Source organism: Mycobacterium sp., assembly GCF_035314905.1.
In the GTDB taxonomy this organism is placed as follows: domain Bacteria; phylum Actinomycetota; class Actinomycetes; order Mycobacteriales; family Mycobacteriaceae; genus Mycobacterium.
Window position 1 is genome coordinate 57,713 of sequence record NZ_DATFYW010000205.1, and the last position, 15,803, is coordinate 73,515.

At 67.4% G+C, this 15,803-nt stretch carries 10 protein-coding genes; 6 read left to right on the forward strand and 4 right to left on the reverse strand.

Annotated features, from left to right (window positions below):
• Positions 1 to 52: 52 nt before the first annotated feature.
• From VKG81_RS18280 to dnaE, 3 genes are read left to right on the forward strand one after another with little or no spacing between them, the layout of a single operon-like run.
• A complete protein-coding gene (locus tag VKG81_RS18280; RefSeq protein ID WP_324397979.1) occupies positions 53 to 433 on the forward strand; it encodes a YciI family protein in 381 nt (126 codons plus the stop codon).
• A complete protein-coding gene (locus tag VKG81_RS18285) occupies positions 418 to 1,674 on the forward strand; it encodes an RNA polymerase sigma factor (protein WP_324397981.1) in 1,257 nt (418 codons plus the stop codon). Before VKG81_RS18280 ends, VKG81_RS18285 begins: the two co-directional genes overlap by 16 nt.
• Before the next feature lie 12 nt (positions 1,675 to 1,686).
• Positions 1,687 to 5,217: a DNA polymerase III subunit alpha gene (gene dnaE / locus VKG81_RS18290; protein ID WP_324397982.1), complete on the forward strand. Its 3,531-nt coding sequence runs from the start codon at positions 1,687 to 1,689 to the stop codon at positions 5,215 to 5,217.
• 23 nt (positions 5,218 to 5,240) lie between these two features.
• On the opposite strand, the gene VKG81_RS18295 is transcribed toward dnaE, so the two are convergent.
• On the reverse strand, positions 5,241 to 5,993 hold the full coding sequence (locus tag VKG81_RS18295) for a hypothetical protein (protein WP_324397983.1): 753 nt from the start codon (positions 5,991 to 5,993) through the stop codon (positions 5,241 to 5,243).
• Between the two features lie 33 nt (positions 5,994 to 6,026).
• Between VKG81_RS18295 and fadD11 the strand changes: the two genes are divergently transcribed.
• Genes fadD11 through ilvA form a run of 3 tightly spaced genes read left to right on the forward strand, consistent with a single transcriptional unit; the run spans position 6,027 to position 9,631 of the window.
• The gene (gene fadD11, locus VKG81_RS18300) at positions 6,027 to 7,841 is read left to right on the forward strand and encodes a fatty acid--CoA ligase FadD11 (protein ID WP_324397984.1); all 1,815 of its coding nucleotides are present in this window, start codon (positions 6,027 to 6,029) and stop codon (positions 7,839 to 7,841) included.
• A 33-nt stretch (positions 7,842 to 7,874) separates the two neighbouring features.
• Positions 7,875 to 8,312: a nitroreductase family deazaflavin-dependent oxidoreductase gene (locus VKG81_RS18305; protein ID WP_324397985.1), complete on the forward strand. Its 438-nt coding sequence runs from the start codon at positions 7,875 to 7,877 to the stop codon at positions 8,310 to 8,312.
• 29 nt (positions 8,313 to 8,341) lie between these two features.
• The gene (gene ilvA, locus VKG81_RS18310; RefSeq protein WP_324397987.1) at positions 8,342 to 9,631 is read left to right on the forward strand and encodes a threonine ammonia-lyase IlvA; all 1,290 of its coding nucleotides are present in this window, start codon (positions 8,342 to 8,344) and stop codon (positions 9,629 to 9,631) included.
• Here the strand turns inward: ilvA and treZ are convergent.
• From treZ to glgX, 3 genes are read right to left on the reverse strand one after another with little or no spacing between them, the layout of a single operon-like run.
• Positions 9,621 to 11,348 carry a malto-oligosyltrehalose trehalohydrolase gene (gene treZ / locus VKG81_RS18315; protein WP_324397988.1) on the reverse strand — a complete coding sequence of 576 codons (1,728 nt, stop codon included), beginning with the start codon at positions 11,346 to 11,348 and terminating at the stop codon, positions 9,621 to 9,623. The genes ilvA and treZ overlap by 11 nt on opposite strands.
• The gene (gene treY, locus VKG81_RS18320) at positions 11,341 to 13,641 is read right to left on the reverse strand and encodes a malto-oligosyltrehalose synthase (protein WP_324397990.1); all 2,301 of its coding nucleotides are present in this window, start codon (positions 13,639 to 13,641) and stop codon (positions 11,341 to 11,343) included. Before treY ends, treZ begins: the two co-directional genes overlap by 8 nt.
• Positions 13,638 to 15,803, reverse strand: a complete 2,166-nt coding sequence (glgX, locus tag VKG81_RS18325) for a glycogen debranching protein GlgX (RefSeq protein ID WP_324397991.1) — start codon at positions 15,801 to 15,803, stop codon at positions 13,638 to 13,640. The genes treY and glgX overlap by 4 nt, the downstream gene beginning before the upstream one ends.

The window sequence follows — 15,803 nt, forward strand, 5'->3', positions numbered from 1 at the left end:
TCGTCATCGCGGTGACAGGCTCGACACCATCGACACCACGGAGGACAACATCATGCGGTACTGCCTGCTCATGCACTATCAGGAGGCCGGCGACATCGGGCTGACCGAGGAGGACATGGCCCCAGCGATGGCCGCGTTCGAGGCCTATGCACGAGATCTCGACGAGGCCGGTGTGCTGCTCACCACCCAGGTGCTCGAGCCGAGTGTCGCGACGACCACAGTCACCGTGCGCAACGGCACACCCGAAATCCAGGACGGCCCGTTCGCCGAAACCAAGGAACGGCTCGGCGGCGTCTTCGTCATCGACGTCCCCGACCTCGACGGCGCCCTGGACTGGGCGAAGCGAAACCCGGCCGCACAGTGGGGCTCGATCGAGATCCGCCCCGTCGCCAGGACATACACCAGCGAGCGCGGCGAATGGTTCACGCCGTAGAGCAGGTGGTCCGGGATTCCTACGGTCGACTGCTCGCGCTGCTGGCGGCCCCCACCGGGGACATCGCCGCCGCGGAGGACGCCCTCGCCGACGCGTTCGAGCGGGCGCTGACCCGCTGGCCCGTCGAGGGCGTCCCGGCCAACCCCCCGGCCTGGATCCTGACCGTGGCCCGTAACAGACTGCGCGACCGATGGAAGTCGGCCGCGTACCGGATGACGGACGAGCTGCGCGAAGCAGACGGCGGCGCGCTGACTTTCGAACCGGTGGACGCCGACGCGATACCCGAGAAGCGACTGGAACTGATGCTGGTCTGCGCGCACCCGGCGATTGCCACCTCGATCCGCACGCCGCTGATGCTGCAGACGGTGCTCGGCGTCGACGCCGACGCGATCGCGAAGGCGTTCGCGGTCCCCGCTGCGGCGATGGCGCAGCGGCTGGTGCGTGCCAAGCGCCGAATCCGTGCCGCGGGAATCCCATTCGTGACACCCGGCCGCGCCGAGCTGGCCGACCGGCTGCCCGCCGTGCTCGCCGCGGTCTACGGCGCCTATGCGATCGACTGGCAGGCCGACGACTCGCGGACCGAATCGCTGACCGCCGAGGCGCTGCACCTGGCGCTTCTGCTCGCCGAGCTGCTGCCCGACGAGCCGGAGGTTCTCGGCCTGGCCGCACTGGTCTGCCTGGCGGAGTCGCGGCGACCGGCCCGGCGCACCGCTGACGGGCGGTTCGTGCCGCTCGACGAGCAGGACCCACTGGCATGGGATGAGTCACTGATCTCGCGCGGCGAGGCCCTGCTGAACCGGGCCCACGCGTTCGGGCGCCCGGGCCGCTACCAGCTGGAAGCCGCGATCCAGTCGGCACACTGCGCCCGGGCCGCAGCCGTCCGCACCGATTGGACCGCGCTGCGCAGGCTGCACCGCGGGTTGCTGCGGGTGGCGCCGTCGCTGGGCGCGGCGGTCGCGCTGGCGGCGGTCGAGGCCGAAATCGACGGGCCCGAGGCCGGGCTGGCGGCGCTCGACGCCATCGAGGACCCAGCCGTGCAGCGGTTCCAGCCCGGGTGGGCTACCCGCGCAGATCTGCTGGCGAAGGCGAAGCGCAGCAGCGAGGCGGCCGTCGCCTATCGCCGGGCGCTGGGGCTGACCTGCGACGCCCGCGTCGCCGAGTTCCTGAGCCGCCGATCAGCCACGCTGCGGCGCGAGGACACGAACGCCGACACGCCGAGAAGCGTCGGTGGGCCGCCATAGACTGGCGTCCCTATGAACCGTTCCTTCGTGCACCTGCACAACCACACCGAATACTCGATGCTGGACGGTGCGGCGAAGATAGCGCCGATGCTGGCCGAGGCCATGCGGCTGGAGATGCCGGCGATCGGGATGACCGACCACGGCAACATGTTCGGCGCCAGCGAGTTCTACAGCGAGGCCACGGCCGCCGGCATCAAGCCCATCATCGGGGTGGAGGCCTACATCGCTCCCGGTTCGCGGTTCGACGGCCGGCGGGTTCTCTGGGGCGACCCGAGCCAGAAGGCCGACGACGTGTCGGGTAGCGGCTCCTACACGCACCTGACGATGGTCGCCGAGACGGCGGCCGGGCTGCGAAACCTGTTCAAGCTGTCGTCGCTGGCCTCGTTCGAAGGGCAACTCGGCAAGTGGTCCCGAATGGACGCCGAGCTGATCGCGGAGCACGCCGAGGGGATCATCGCGACCACGGGGTGTCCGTCGGGGGAGGTGCAGACCCGGCTGCGGCTCGGGCACTACCGGGAGGCGCTGGAGGCCGCGGCCAAGTGGCGCGAGATCTTCGGCCCCGAGAACTACTTCCTCGAGTTGATGGACCACGGCCTCGACATCGAACGCAGGGTCCGCGAGGGGTTGCTCGACATCAGCCGCTCGCTCGGGATTTCGCCGCTGGCCACCAACGACTGCCACTACGTCACCCGGGACGCCGCCCACAACCACGAGGCGCTTCTCTGCGTCCAGACCGGCAAGACGCTGTCGGACCCGAACCGATTCAAGTTCGACGGCGACGGCTATTACCTGAAGTCCGCGGCCGAAATGCGCCGGATCTGGGATGACGTCGTTCCCGGTGCGTGCGACGCGACGTTGTCGATCGCCGAGCGGGTGCAGTCCTACGACGACGTGTGGACGCCGCGGAACCGGATGCCGGAGTTCCCGGTGCCCGACGGGCACACCCAGGCGTCGTGGCTGCGCCACGAGGTTGCGGCGGGGCTGGCGCGGCGGTTCCCGTCCGGATTGCCCGATGGATACGGCGCGCGGGCCGACTACGAGATCGACGTCATCTGCGCGAAGGGCTTCCCGTCCTACTTCCTGATCGTGGCCGACCTGATCAACTACGCTCGCTCGGTCGACATCCGCGTCGGCCCCGGCCGCGGGTCCGCGGCGGGGTCGCTGGTCGCCTACGCGCTCGGCATCACCGACGTCGACCCGCTCCCGCACGGTCTGCTGTTCGAGCGGTTCCTGAACCCTGAGCGCACCTCGATGCCCGACATCGACATCGACTTCGACGACCGCCGCCGCGGCGAGATGGTCCGCTACGCAGCCGACAAGTGGGGCCACGACCGCGTGGCGCAGGTCATTACGTTCGGCACCATCAAAACCAAAGCAGCGCTGAAGGATTCGGCACGTATCCATTACGGCCAGCCCGGCTTTGCGATCGCCGACCGGATCACCAAGGCCCTTCCGCCGCCGATCATGGCCAAAGACATCCCGCTGTCAGGGATCACCGACCCCGAGCACGACCGCTTCAAGGAAGCCGCAGAGGTGCGCGGGCTGATCGACACGGACCCCGATGTGCGCACGATCTATGAAACCGCGCTCGGGCTGGAGGGCCTGATCCGAAACGCCGGTGTCCACGCCTGCGCGGTGATCATGAGCAGCGAGCCGCTCACCGAATCGATTCCGCTCTGGAAGAGGCCTCAGGACGGTGCGATAATCACCGGCTGGGACTACCCGTCGTGTGAGGCCATCGGCCTGCTGAAGATGGACTTCCTCGGCCTGCGCAACCTGACGATCATCGGTGATGCGATCGAAAACATCAAGGCCAACAGGGGGATTGAGCTCGACCTGGAGTCGCTGCCGCTTGACGACCGGGCCACCTACGAGCTGCTGAGCCGGGGCGACACGTTGGGCGTGTTCCAGCTCGACGGCGGCCCGATGCGCGACCTGCTGCGCCGGATGCAGCCGACCGGGTTCGAGGACGTCGTCGCGGTGATTGCGCTGTACCGGCCGGGCCCGATGGGTATGAACGCCCACAACGACTACGCCGACCGCAAGAACGGGCGCCAGCCGATCACGCCGATCCATCCGGAGCTGGCCGAGCCGCTGCGCGACATACTCGCCGAGACGTACGGCCTGATCGTCTACCAAGAGCAGATCATGCGCATCGCGCAGAAAGTGGCGGGGTACTCGCTCGCACGGGCCGATATCTTGCGCAAGGCCATGGGCAAGAAGAAGCGCGAGGTGCTTGCCAAAGAATACGAGGGTTTTGCGGAAGGCATGAGCGCCAACGGCTTTTCGCCGGGCGCGATCAAGGCGCTGTGGGATACCGTGCTGCCGTTCGCCGACTACGCGTTCAACAAATCGCATGCCGCCGGGTACGGCATGGTGTCGTACTGGACGGCCTACCTCAAGGCGAACTTTCCCGCGGAATACATGGCCGGGCTCTTGACATCGGTGGGCGACGACAAAGACAAAGCCGCGGTCTACCTCGCCGACTGCCGCAAGCTGGGCATCACCGTGCTGCCGCCGGACGTCAACGAGTCAGGGCTCAACTTCGCCTCGGTCGGCGCAGACATCCGCTACGGCCTTGGCGCGGTTCGCAACGTCGGCTCCAACGTGGTTGGCTCGATCATCCAAACCCGCAGCGAGAAAGGCAAATTCACCGACTTCTCCGACTACCTCAACAAGGTCGACGTCGGGGCGTGCAACAAGAAGGTCACCGAGTCTCTGATCAAGGCCGGCGCGTTCGACTCGCTGGGACATCCGCGCAAGGGCCTGTTCCTGGTGCACACCGACGCGGTCGACTCGGTGCTGGGAACCAAGAAGGCCGAGGCGATGGGCCAGTTCGACCTGTTCGGCGGCCAGGACGCCGGCGCCGAGCCGGTGTTCACCATCAGGGTCCCCGACGAGGAGTGGGACGACAAGCACAAGCTGGCCCTGGAGCGGGAAATGTTGGGGCTGTATGTGTCCGGGCATCCGCTCAACGGTGTGGCGCACCTGCTGGTCAACCAGGTCGACACCCCGATTCCGGCGATCCTGGACGGCGACGTGCCGAACGAGGCGCAGGTTCGGGTGGGCGGCATCCTCGCCGGAGTTAACCGCCGCGTCAACAAGAACGGAATGCCCTGGGCGTCATCGCAATTGGAAGACCTTACCGGCGGCATCGAGGTGATGTTCTTCCCGCACACCTACTCGACGTTCGGCGCCGACATCGCCGACGACGCCGTGGTGGTGATCAACGGCAAGGTGCGGGCACAGGACGACCGCGTCTGCCTGATCGCCAGCGACCTTGTGGTTCCTGACTTTTCATCGGCTCAGCTCAACCGGCCGCTGGCGGTCAGCATACCGACCAGACAGTGCACCGTCGACAAGGTCGCGGCGCTCAAGCAGGTGCTGGCGCGCCATCCCGGCACCTCGCAGGTGCACCTGCGGTTGATCAGCGGTGACCGGATCACCACTCTGGAACTCGATGTGTCGCTGCGGGTGACACCGTCATCGGCGCTGATGGGCGATCTGAAGGCACTACTCGGGCCGGGCTGCCTGGGCGGTTAGATCGCGAGGTTGGCTCCTGGGCGCTAGCGCAGCACATTGACGGCGCGGGCGATCACCAGGGCCAGCGTGGAGACCGCGACTATGGCCTGCAGAGTCATCATCGCCTTGGCCCTGGGCGACAACGGCATCGTGTCGGTCGGGGAGAACGCCATCACGTTCGTCACACTCGTGTACAGGTAGTCGATGAAAGTGGGCTGCCAATCCTTGGGTGCCAGATCCGGATTTGCCATCTGGGGGAACATGAAATCCGGATAGACGTGCTTTTTCGTCTGCTTCACGCCGGCGCGGGTGAACGGGCCGCCGCGGTCCAGCTCCCAGTACCAGATGCCGAAGACGATGATGTTGGTGCCGAAAATCGCCGCGCCGCTACCGAGGAGCACGGCCGCGTTGTTGCTGACCTGTCCCGTCAAGATGTTGTAGTCCAAAATGATGGCCGAGGCGGTGTTATCAACCGTGATCGCGGCCAGCAGCACCACGGTGGCGACCTTGCCGACCCTGGTCGCGCGGTTGAGCCGCACCGGGTTGATGATCAGCAGGACAACGAGCAGCGCGACTTCCATCGCGATCAGCGGCCAGCGCGGGACCAGGGTGTATGGCACAGGGATCGCCGCCTGCAGGACGATCGCCGCGACCAGCGCCAACAGCACGGGCCAGCGACTCTCCGGATCCCCCGGCCGAAGCCATGAAGGCAGCCGTGCCCCGGCTTGCCCGGTCAGGTGTCCTGCTGTGTGCGTCAGGTCCTCGTGCGGCGGCCCGGGTTCGTGAATGTTGTCCATCAGCACAGTGTGAGCGACGTAGGCTAACCGGCCATGAGCGACCCGCGACCGGCCACATTGTGTGAAGCCTTTCAGCGAACCGCGACCATCGATCCGGACGCCGTCGCGCTGCGGACACCGGGCGACACCCAGACCCTGACCTGGCGCGACTACGCCGCACAGGTGCGTCAGGTGGCGGCCGGGCTGTCCGCGCTCGGGGTGCGACGGGGCGACACCGTCTCGCTGATGATGGCGAACCGGATCGAGTTCTATCCACTCGATGTGGGCGCGCAGCACATCGGGGCCACCTCGTTCTCGGTGTACAACACCCTGGCCGCAGAGCAGCTGACCCATCTGTTCGAGAATGCCGGGACGAAGGTTCTGATCTGCGAGGGCCAGTACGTCGACCGGGTGCGCGCCAGCGGGGCGGAGGTCGAGCACATCGTCTGCATCGACGGCTCGCCGGAGGGCACGACACCACTGGCGGACATGCTGGCCGCGGGCGCCGACGACTTCGACTTCGAATCCGCCTGGCGCGCGGTCCAACCCGACGACATCGCCACGCTCATCTACACCTCGGGCACCACGGGCAACCCCAAGGGCGTGGAGATGACCCACGCCAACCTGCTGTTCGAGGCGTTAGCCGTGGAAGCGGTGCTCGGGGTCGAATTCGGCGACCGCATCACGTCATTTCTCCCGTCGGCGCACATCGCCGACCGGATGACCGGCCTGTACACCCAGGAGGTGTTCGGCACCCAGGTCACCGTCGTCTCTGATACCCGCGCCATCGCCGCGGCACTGCCCGACGTGCGCCCGACCATCTGGGGTGCGGTGCCGCGCGTGTGGGAAAAGCTCAAGGCCGGAATCGAATTCGTGGTGGCGAACGAACCAGACGAGGCAGCACGCAAGGCGTTGCAGTGGGGCACGAGCGTCGCCGCGAAACGCGCCGCCGCGCTGGTGAGCGGCAAGCCGGTTCCCGATGACGTCGCGCAAGAATGGGCTCAGGCCGATGAGCTGGTGCTGTCGAAGCTGAGGGAGAAACTCGGCTTCGATCAAGTCCGGTGGGCGGTGTCGGGTGCCGCGCCAATCCCCAAGGAGACACTTGCGTTCTTCGCCGGGCTGGGAATCCCCATCGCCGAACTGTGGGGCATGTCGGAGCTGAGCTGTATCGCCACGCTGAGCCATCCGCGGGATGCCAAGCTCGGCACCGTGGGCAAGCTGCTGCCCGGCCTGGAGGGAAAGATCGCCCACGACGGCGAGTTCCTGGTGCGGGGGCCGCTGGTCATGAAGGGCTACCGGAAAGAGCCCGAAAAGACCGCCGAGGCCATCGATGAGGAAGGCTGGCTGCACACCGGCGACATCCTCGAGATGGACGAGGACGGGTATCTACGGGTGGTCGACCGCAAGAAGGAGTTGATCATCAACGCCGGCGGCAAGAACATGTCGCCCGCCAACATCGAGAACACCATCAAGGCGTCGTGCCCGCTGATCGGTGCGATGGTGACGATCGGCGACGCGCGCCCCTACAACGCCGCGCTGATCGTGCTTGACGCCGAGGCGGCCGGTCCGCAGGCCGAGCGGCGGGGCCTTCCGGACGCGGCACCGGGGACGCTGGCCGCCGACCCGAACCTGATCGCCGAGATCGCAGCGGGTGTGGCCGAGGGCAATGCGAAGCTCTCTCGCGTCGAGCAGATCAAGCGGTTCCGCGTGCTGCCGACGTTCTGGGAGCCCGGCGGCGAAGAGGTGACGCTGACGCTGAAACTGCGCCGTCGCAAGATCGGCGAGAAGTACGCCGCCGAGATCGAGGAGCTCTACGCGCCCGCCGCAGGGGAGTCGGTTCACGAGCCGAGGGCGGCGACGCACGCCTAGGCCTGCACACGTTCGGCGCCTAATGTGGTGGGCATGCCACTCTCAGGTGAATATGCACCAAGTCCTGTCGATTGGGCCCGGGAACAGGCCGAGAAATACATGGAGTCGGGCGGCACCGACGGCACCGACCTGCAGGGCAAGCCCGTGATCTTGCTGACGACCGTCGGCGCGAAGACCGGCAAGCTGCGCAAGACACCGCTGATGCGGGTCGAGCACAACGGCCAGTACGCGGTCGTCGCGTCGCTGGGCGGGGCGCCGAAGCACCCGGTCTGGTACCACAACATCAAGGCCAACCCACGGGTCGAACTGCAGGACGGCACCGCGACGCATGAGTACGAGGCGCGGGAGGTCGTCGGCGACGAGAAGGCCACCTGGTGGGACCGCGCGGTGCAGGCGTGGCCTGACTATGCGAATTACCAAACGAAGACCGATCGCCAGATCCCGGTCTTCGTGCTCACCCGCGTTGACTGACCTGCGACGTTGCATGGCACCATTGACCGGTGTCTGCCGAACTGAGCCTGAGCCATCGCGGGGGGGCGCTGACCGCCGCCGACATCGACGCGGCGGCCGAGCGAATTGCCGGGGTCGTCGCGCCGACCCCGTTGCAGCTCAGTGAACGGCTTTCGGTGGCCACCGGTGCCACGGTCTACCTGAAGCGCGAGGACCTGCAGTCGGTCCGCTCGTACAAGCTGCGCGGGGCCTACAACCTGCTGATGCAGTTGTCGGCCGACGAACTGGCCGCCGGCGTGGTGTGCTCGTCGGCGGGCAATCATGCGCAGGGCTTCGCGCACGCATGCCGGTCGATGGGCATCCACGGGCGGGTGTATGTGCCGCACAAGACCCCCAAGCAGAAGCGCGACCGGATCCGCTTTCACGGCGGCGACTTCATTGAGCTGATCGCGGTCGGTTCCACCTACGACCTCGCCGCCGCCGCCGCGCTCGAGGACGTCGCGCGTACCGGCGCGACGCTCGTGCCGCCGTTCGACGACCTGCGGACGATCGCCGGCCAGGGCACCATCGCCGCGGAGATCCTCGAGCAGCTCGACGACGAGCCCGATCTGGTGGTGGTGCCGGTCGGCGGTGGCGGCTGCATCGCCGGGATCACGACGTATCTGGCCGAGCGGACAACCGCGACGTCGGTGCTCGGCGTCGAGCCTGCCGGCGCGGCCGCGATGATCGCCGCGCTGGCGGCCGGTGAGCCGGTCACGTTGGAGCACGTCGACCAGTTCGTCGACGGCGCGGCGGTGAACCGGGCGGGGACGCTGACATATGCCGCGCTGGCCGCGGCGGGCGACATGGTGTCGGTGACGACGGTCGATGAAGGCGCTGTCTGCACGGCGATGCTCGATCTGTACCAGAACGAGGGCATCATCGCCGAACCTGCCGGGGCCCTGTCGGTCACCGCGCTGCTGGAGACCGATCAGGTGGAGCCCGGGTCCACGGTGGTCTGCCTGATCTCCGGCGGCAACAACGACGTGTCCCGCTACGGGGAGATCCTGGAGCGCTCGCTGGTGCACCTGGGCCTCAAGCACTACTTCCTGGTCGACTTTCCGCAGGAGCCCGGTGCGTTGCGCCGATTCCTCGACCAGGTGCTGGGGCCCAATGACGACATCACGTTGTTCGAATACGTCAAGCGCAACAACCGCGAAACCGGGGCGGCGCTCGTCGGCATCGAGCTGGGTTCGGCCGAGGATCTCGAGGGCCTCCTGGCCCGGATGGAGGCCTCGGACATGGACGTCGAACGGCTGAGCCCGGATTCGCCGGCCTACCGCTATCTGATCAACCCGTAGAGCGCAGGATCGCGAACGAGTAGCCGGGCAGCACCGTCCGGTTCGCCTCGCCTCGTGGCTCGTCCCACGCCAGCACCGTGTCGCCGGTAAAGGGCACGGCCACCTCGTCCGCCCCGATGTTGCAGACGATGCTCAGCGAGCCGCGGTGCAGCGCGATCCAGCGCTTGTCCTCGTCGTAGTCGACGCGCAGATGCCCGAGCCACGGGTCGGCCAAATCAGGCTCGTTGTGCCGCAGCGTGATCAGCCCCTGATACACGCGGCGAAGGCGCGCGTGCTCGGGGGTGTGGACCTCGCTCCAGTCGAGCTTCGACCGCAGGAAGGTCTGCGGGTCTTGCGGATCTGGGATGTCATCTGCGTCCCAGCCGTGTTCGGCGAACTCGCGCTTGCGGCCCTCGGCCGTCGCACGCGCCAGCTCCGGCTCCGGATGCGAGGTGAAAAACTGGAACGGCTGCGAGGAGCCCCATTCCTCGCCCATGAAAAGCATCGCGGTGTATGGCGAACCGAGTGCCAGGGCGGCCTTGATCGCGAGCCGGCCGAAGTCGAGGTTCTGCGACGGGCGATCCCCCACAGCGCGGTTACCGACCTGGTCATGTGTGGTCGTGTAGGCCATCAGCCGGGTGGCCGGGATCAGCGACTTGTCCAGCGGCCTGCCGTGGCGGCGGCCACGGAACGACGAGTATGTGCCGGCGTGGAAGTAGCCGTTCTGCAACGTCTTTGCGAGCGTTTCCAGAGACCCGAAATCGCTGTAGTAGCCCTGCCGCTCACCCGACACCGCGGCGTGGATCGCATGGTGGATGTCGTCGTCCCACTGCGCGGTCATCCCGTAGCCACCGCGGTCGCGGGCCGTGATCAGCCGCGGATCATTGAGATCGCTCTCGGCGATCAGCGACAGCGGCCGACCGACTTGCCTTGACAGCGCGTCGGTTTCGGCGGACAGCTCTTCGAGAATGTGAATCGCCGTCGTGTCGACGAGTGCATGCACCGCGTCCAGCCGGAGCCCGTCGGCGTGGAAGTCACGCATCCACCGCAACGCGCACTCGATGATGTAGCGTCGCACCTGGTCGGCCCCGGCATCGGACAAGTTGATGCCCTCGCCCCACGGATTGCCGGCCGCCGACAAGTACGGGCCGAATCTGGGCAGGTAATTGCCTGACGGTCCAAGGTGATTGAACACCGCGTCGATCAGCACACCCAGGCCGCGGCGGTGACAGGCGTCGACGAAGCGAACCAGCCCGTCGGGGCCGCCGTACGGTTCGTGCACGGCATACCACAGCACGCCGTCGTAGCCCCAGCCGTGGGTGCCCCCGAACGCGTTGACCGGCATCAGCTCGACGAAGTCGACACCGAGTTCGACAAGGTAGTCGAGTTTGCCGATCGCGACGTCCAAGATTCCTTCCGGTGTGAACGTCCCGATGTGCAGCTCGTAGATGACGCCGCCTTCGATCGAACGGCCGCGCCAGTCGTCATCGGTCCATGCCGCCGGGTCGGGCTGCCACAGCTGGGACCGCTGGTGCACACCGTCGGGCTGGCGCGGCGAGCGCGGGTCGGGCAGAACCGTCGGGTCGTCGTCGAGCACGAAGCCGTAGCGGCTGTCGGGGCGAGCCGGCACGGTGGCCCGCCACCACCCGTCGTCTCCGCGTGCCATCTGATGGAGAGTCCCGTCGAGGTCCAGCCTCACCCGGTCGGGCTTGGGCGCCCATACCGCGAACTCAAGCATCGCGTCTCTCCAACAACGCCACGGGCAGCTCGGCGAACAAGTCCATCGCCTCGACGCCGTGAGTCCATCGCCGCCCGGTCAACTTGTCCGTCCACACGCCTTCAGGCAGCGCAAGAACCGTGTCCCCCCATCCTGTTTCGGCCAGTCGCACGGTCCAGCGGCTGACCGCGACCAGCACGTCGTCACCGCGGGTGAACGCGACAACATGCTCGCGTGCAGAACCGCCGGCCAGCACCGGCGTGTGAGACCCGAACAGGAAATCGTCGGGACGGTGACGCCGTAGCCGCAGCGCTGCCGCAGTCACCCGGATCTTCGGGTGCTCCAGGGATGCCAGGGCGGCCCGCCGGGCCGCATAGTCGACGGGTCGGCGGTTGTCCGGGTCGACGAGGCTGTCCTCCCACAGTTCGGTGCCCTGATAGACGTCCGGCACCCCCGGGCCGGTGAGCTGCAACAGCTTCTGACCCAGCGCGTCGTTGCGGCCGTGCCGGTCGAGCTGGGCGACCAGGCCGGTCAGCTCCCCGGCGACGTCGCCGTCGAGCACGGTGTCGATCCAATCGTGGACGGCCGACTCGAACTTCGTGTCGGGATCGTTCCACGACGTGTGCGTGCCGGCCTCCCTGATCGCCTTCTCCGCGTAGCCGTGCAGCCGGTCCCTCAGCTCCTGCGTCACGGCGCCGTCGGCGGGCCAGATTCCGAAGATGTTCTGCCACAGGAAAAGCCCGGTCACCGGGTCGGGGGAGGGCGCCCGCTGTTCCCACCCGCCGACCAGCCGAGCCCACAGCGCGGGCACCTGCGAGAGCACGCCGATGCGGGCGCGGACGTCCTCCCCGCGTTTGGTGTCGTGCGTGGACAGCGTGGTCATCGCACGCGGCCACATCCGGGCGCGCGCGGCCGCGCGGTGGTGGTACTCGGCCGCGCTGATCCCGAAGCGCTGCGGATCGCCGCCGACCTCGTTCAGCGACACCAGCCGGGCATCGCGGTAGAACAGGCAGTCCTCCATCGACTTCGCGGTCGCGGCGCCGCACAGCTGTTGCAACCGCACGGAACTTTCTGCTGTTCGCGCAAGCGCCGCGGCAACGATCTGCAACGGATCGGCCAGCTCCGGCGCGTCGGACACGGTGTCGGCCAGTGCACTCGGCAGCACCGCCGACAGCGTCGGGTAGTCGGAGCGGTACACCCCGATGTGGCTGATCAACGCGACCAGGGCCTCGGCCAGCTGCGCGTGCCCGGCGTTTGTCGCGGCCGAGATCGTCCTGCGCACCCGACGCAGTTCGCTGGCGAGCGTGTCGGTCACGACAGCGGCCTTGAGGTCCCGCGCCAGATCCGGCATGGTCGCGTAGTCGATGCCCGTGGACGAGAACAGCTCGGTCAGTTGCGCCTCGCCCCCAGGGTCGACGAACACCCCACCCGCCTCACGCAGCGCGTCGTATCCTGTCGTGCCGGCCACCGGCAGCGTCAGGTCCAGTGCCTCGTCGACGGCGAGTATCTTCTCGATCACGATCCACGCCCGCGGGCCGGTGAGCTCCCGCAGCCACGCCAAGTACCCGACGGGGTCGGACAAGCCGTCGGGGTGGTCGACCCGCACCCCGTCGACCAGCCCTTCGGTGAACCAGCGCCGCACCTCGGCGTGGCCGACATCGAACACCTCGCGATCTTCCTGACGCAGCCCTGCCAGGGACGTGATCGCAAAGAACCGCCGATACCCGCACAGACCGCGACGCCAGCCGATCAGGCGGTAGTGCTGGCGGTCGTGCACGTCGGGACCGCTTCCGTTGCCGGTTCCCGGCGCGATCGGAAAGGCAAGATCGCCGAGCCGCAGCAGGTCGCCGTCGACGGTGAGGTCGGCGACGTCGTCGTCGGATCCCAGCACGGGCAGCGCCAGCTTGCCGCCGACGCCATTATCAGACGACCAGTCGATGTCGAAGAACCGCGCGTACGCCGAGTCGCTGCCATGCTTCAGCACGTCCCACCACCACGGGTTCTGCGCGGGTTCGTCGACCCCGACGTGGTTGGGCACGATGTCTACGACCAGCCCCATGCCGCGCGCCCTGGCCGCCGCGGAGAGCCGCGCCAGCCCGTCGGCGCCCCCGAGTTCGCCGGACACCGTCGTCGGGTCGGTGACGTCGTAGCCGTGCGTCGATCCGGAGACCGCGGTGAGAATCGGCGACAGGTAGACGTGGGAGACGCCCAGGTCATCGAGATAGTCCAGCAGTTTCTCGGCGTCGGCAAACGTAAACGCGTCCCCCCGCAGCTGCAGCCGGTAGGTGGAAACCACCGGGTGTTGCGGCGTCACGCTGCTCTGCGCAGCACGATCACCGAACGGCCCACGAGCGAGATCTTCTCGCCGGCCATGACCACCAGCGACGTGGCGCCCACCGGGTCGGCGGTGTCCAGGCACGCCGACCACTGTTTGCCGTAAATGCCCTCTGGAACCACGAAATCCAGCTGCTCGTCGTGGCCGTTGAAGCACAGCAGGAACGAGTCGTCGACGACCGGGAAGCCGCGCGCATCGGGTTCGGGGATGGCCTCACCGTTGAGGAACACCGTGAGGCTCTTGCCGAACCCGCTGCCCCAGTCCTGCGGCGTCATCTCCTGGCCCGCCGGCGCGAGCCACGCGATGTCGCGCACCTGCGCGCCGGTGCGGATCGGTGTGCCCGCGAAGAAGCGCCGACGCCGCAGCACCGGGTGATCCCTGCGCAGCCGGGTGACCTTTCTGGTGAACTCGAGCAGGTCGGCGTTCTTCTCTGCCAGCGACCAGTCCATCCACGACAGCTTTGAGTCCTGGCAGTAGACGTTGTTGTTGCCGAGCTGGGTGCGTGCCATCTCGTCGCCGTGCGCGATCATCGCGGTGCCCTGGGACAGCATCAGCGTGGCCATGAAGTTGCGCATCTGCCGGTAGCGCAGCTTGAGGACCTCCGGGTCGTCGGTCGGACCCTCCACCCCGCAGTTCCAGGAGCGGTTGTGGCTCTCGCCGTCGCGGTTGCCCTCGCCGTTGGCCTCATTGTGTTTCTCGTTGTAGGAGACCAGATCGTTGATGGTGAAGCCGTCGTGGGCGGTGACGAAGTTGATGCTGGCGCTCGGCCGGCGGCCGGTGGCCTCGTACAGGTCGGACGAGCCGGTGAGCCGCGACGCGAACTCGCCGAGCGTTGCCGGCTCGCCTCGCCAGTAGTCGCGGACGGTGTCGCGAAACTTGCCGTTCCATTCGGTCCACAGGCCGGGGAAGTTGCCGACCTGGTAGCCGCCCTCGCCGACGTCCCACGGCTCGGCGATCAGCTTGACCTGGCTGACCACCGGGTCCTGCTGCACCAGGTCGAAGAACGCCGACAGCCGGTCGACGTCATGCAGTTCGCGGGCCAGCGTGGCGGCCAGGTCGAACCGGAACCCGTCGACATGCATCTCCAGCACCCAGTAACGCAGCGAGTCCATGATCAGCTGCAGCGTGTGCGGGTGGCGGGCGTTGAGGCTGTTGCCGGTGCCTGTGTAGTCCTTGTAGTAGCGCAAATCCCCGTCGACCAGCCGGTAGTAGGCGGCATTGTCGATGCCGCGGAAGTTGATGGTGGGCCCGAGCTGATTGCCCTCTGCGGTGTGGTTGTAAACCACGTCGAGGATCACCTCGATACCGGCCTCGTGGAAGGTGCGGACCATCGTCTTGAACTCGGCCACCGCGCCACCCGCGTGCCGGACAGATGCGTACTGGTTGTGCGGGGCGAAGTAACCGAACGTGTTGTAGCCCCAGTAGTTGCGCAACCCCAGCTCGAGAAGGCGGTGGTCGTGCATGAACTGGTGCACCGGCATCAGCTCGATCGCGGTGACGTTGAGCGACCTGAGGTGGTCGATGATCGCCGGGTGGGACAACCCCGCGTAGGTGCCTCGCAGCTCTTCCGGAATACCCGGATGCGTCTGCGTCATGCCCTTGACGTGGGCCTCGTAGAGGATCGTCTCGTGGTACGGGGTCCGCGGCGACCGGTCGGAGGCCCAGTCGAAGAACGGGTTCACCACCACACTGGTCATCGTGTGCCCGAGCGAGTCGATGCCCGGTGGCGGTCCGGACGCGGACTCGTCGTGTTTGGTGGTGTCGTAGGAGTACAGCGCGGGGCCGTAGTCGAAATCCCCCCAGTAAGCCTTGCCATACGGGTCGAGCAGCAGCTTGCTGGGATCGCAGCGATGTCCCGCAGCCGGATCCCACGCACCGTACACCCGGAAGCCGTAACGTTGCCCGGGCGTCACGGTCGGCAGGTAGGCATGCCAGACGAAGCCGTCGACCTCGTCGAGGCGAATCCGGTCCTCGGAACCGTCCCGGTCGATCAGGCACAGTTCGACTTTGTCCGCGACCTCCGAGAACAGCGAGAAGTTCGTGCCCGCGCCGTCATAGGTGGCGCCGAGCGGATACGGCGTTCCCGGCCAGACCGTCGCAAGGATCGGTCCGGTATCGACGGCTGGTTCGAGCGAAGACAT

Excerpts from the sequence above, each read along its gene's own strand:
- VKG81_RS18280 (WP_324397979.1), top strand. The coding sequence starts at position 53 with ATGCGGTACTGCCTGCTCATGCACTATCAGGAGGCCGGCGACATCGGG.
- VKG81_RS18285 (WP_324397981.1), top strand. The coding sequence starts at position 418 with ATGGTTCACGCCGTAGAGCAGGTGGTCCGGGATTCCTACGGTCGACTG.
- dnaE (WP_324397982.1), top strand. The coding sequence starts at position 1,687 with ATGAACCGTTCCTTCGTGCACCTGCACAACCACACCGAATACTCGATG.
- VKG81_RS18295 (WP_324397983.1), bottom strand. The coding sequence starts at position 5,993 with ATGGACAACATTCACGAACCCGGGCCGCCGCACGAGGACCTGACGCAC.
- fadD11 (WP_324397984.1), top strand. The coding sequence starts at position 6,027 with ATGAGCGACCCGCGACCGGCCACATTGTGTGAAGCCTTTCAGCGAACC.
- VKG81_RS18305 (WP_324397985.1), top strand. The coding sequence starts at position 7,875 with ATGCCACTCTCAGGTGAATATGCACCAAGTCCTGTCGATTGGGCCCGG.
- treZ (WP_324397988.1), bottom strand. The coding sequence starts at position 11,348 with ATGCTTGAGTTCGCGGTATGGGCGCCCAAGCCCGACCGGGTGAGGCTG.
- glgX (WP_324397991.1), bottom strand. The coding sequence starts at position 15,803 with ATGTCTTCGCTCGAACCAGCCGTCGATACCGGACCGATCCTTGCGACG.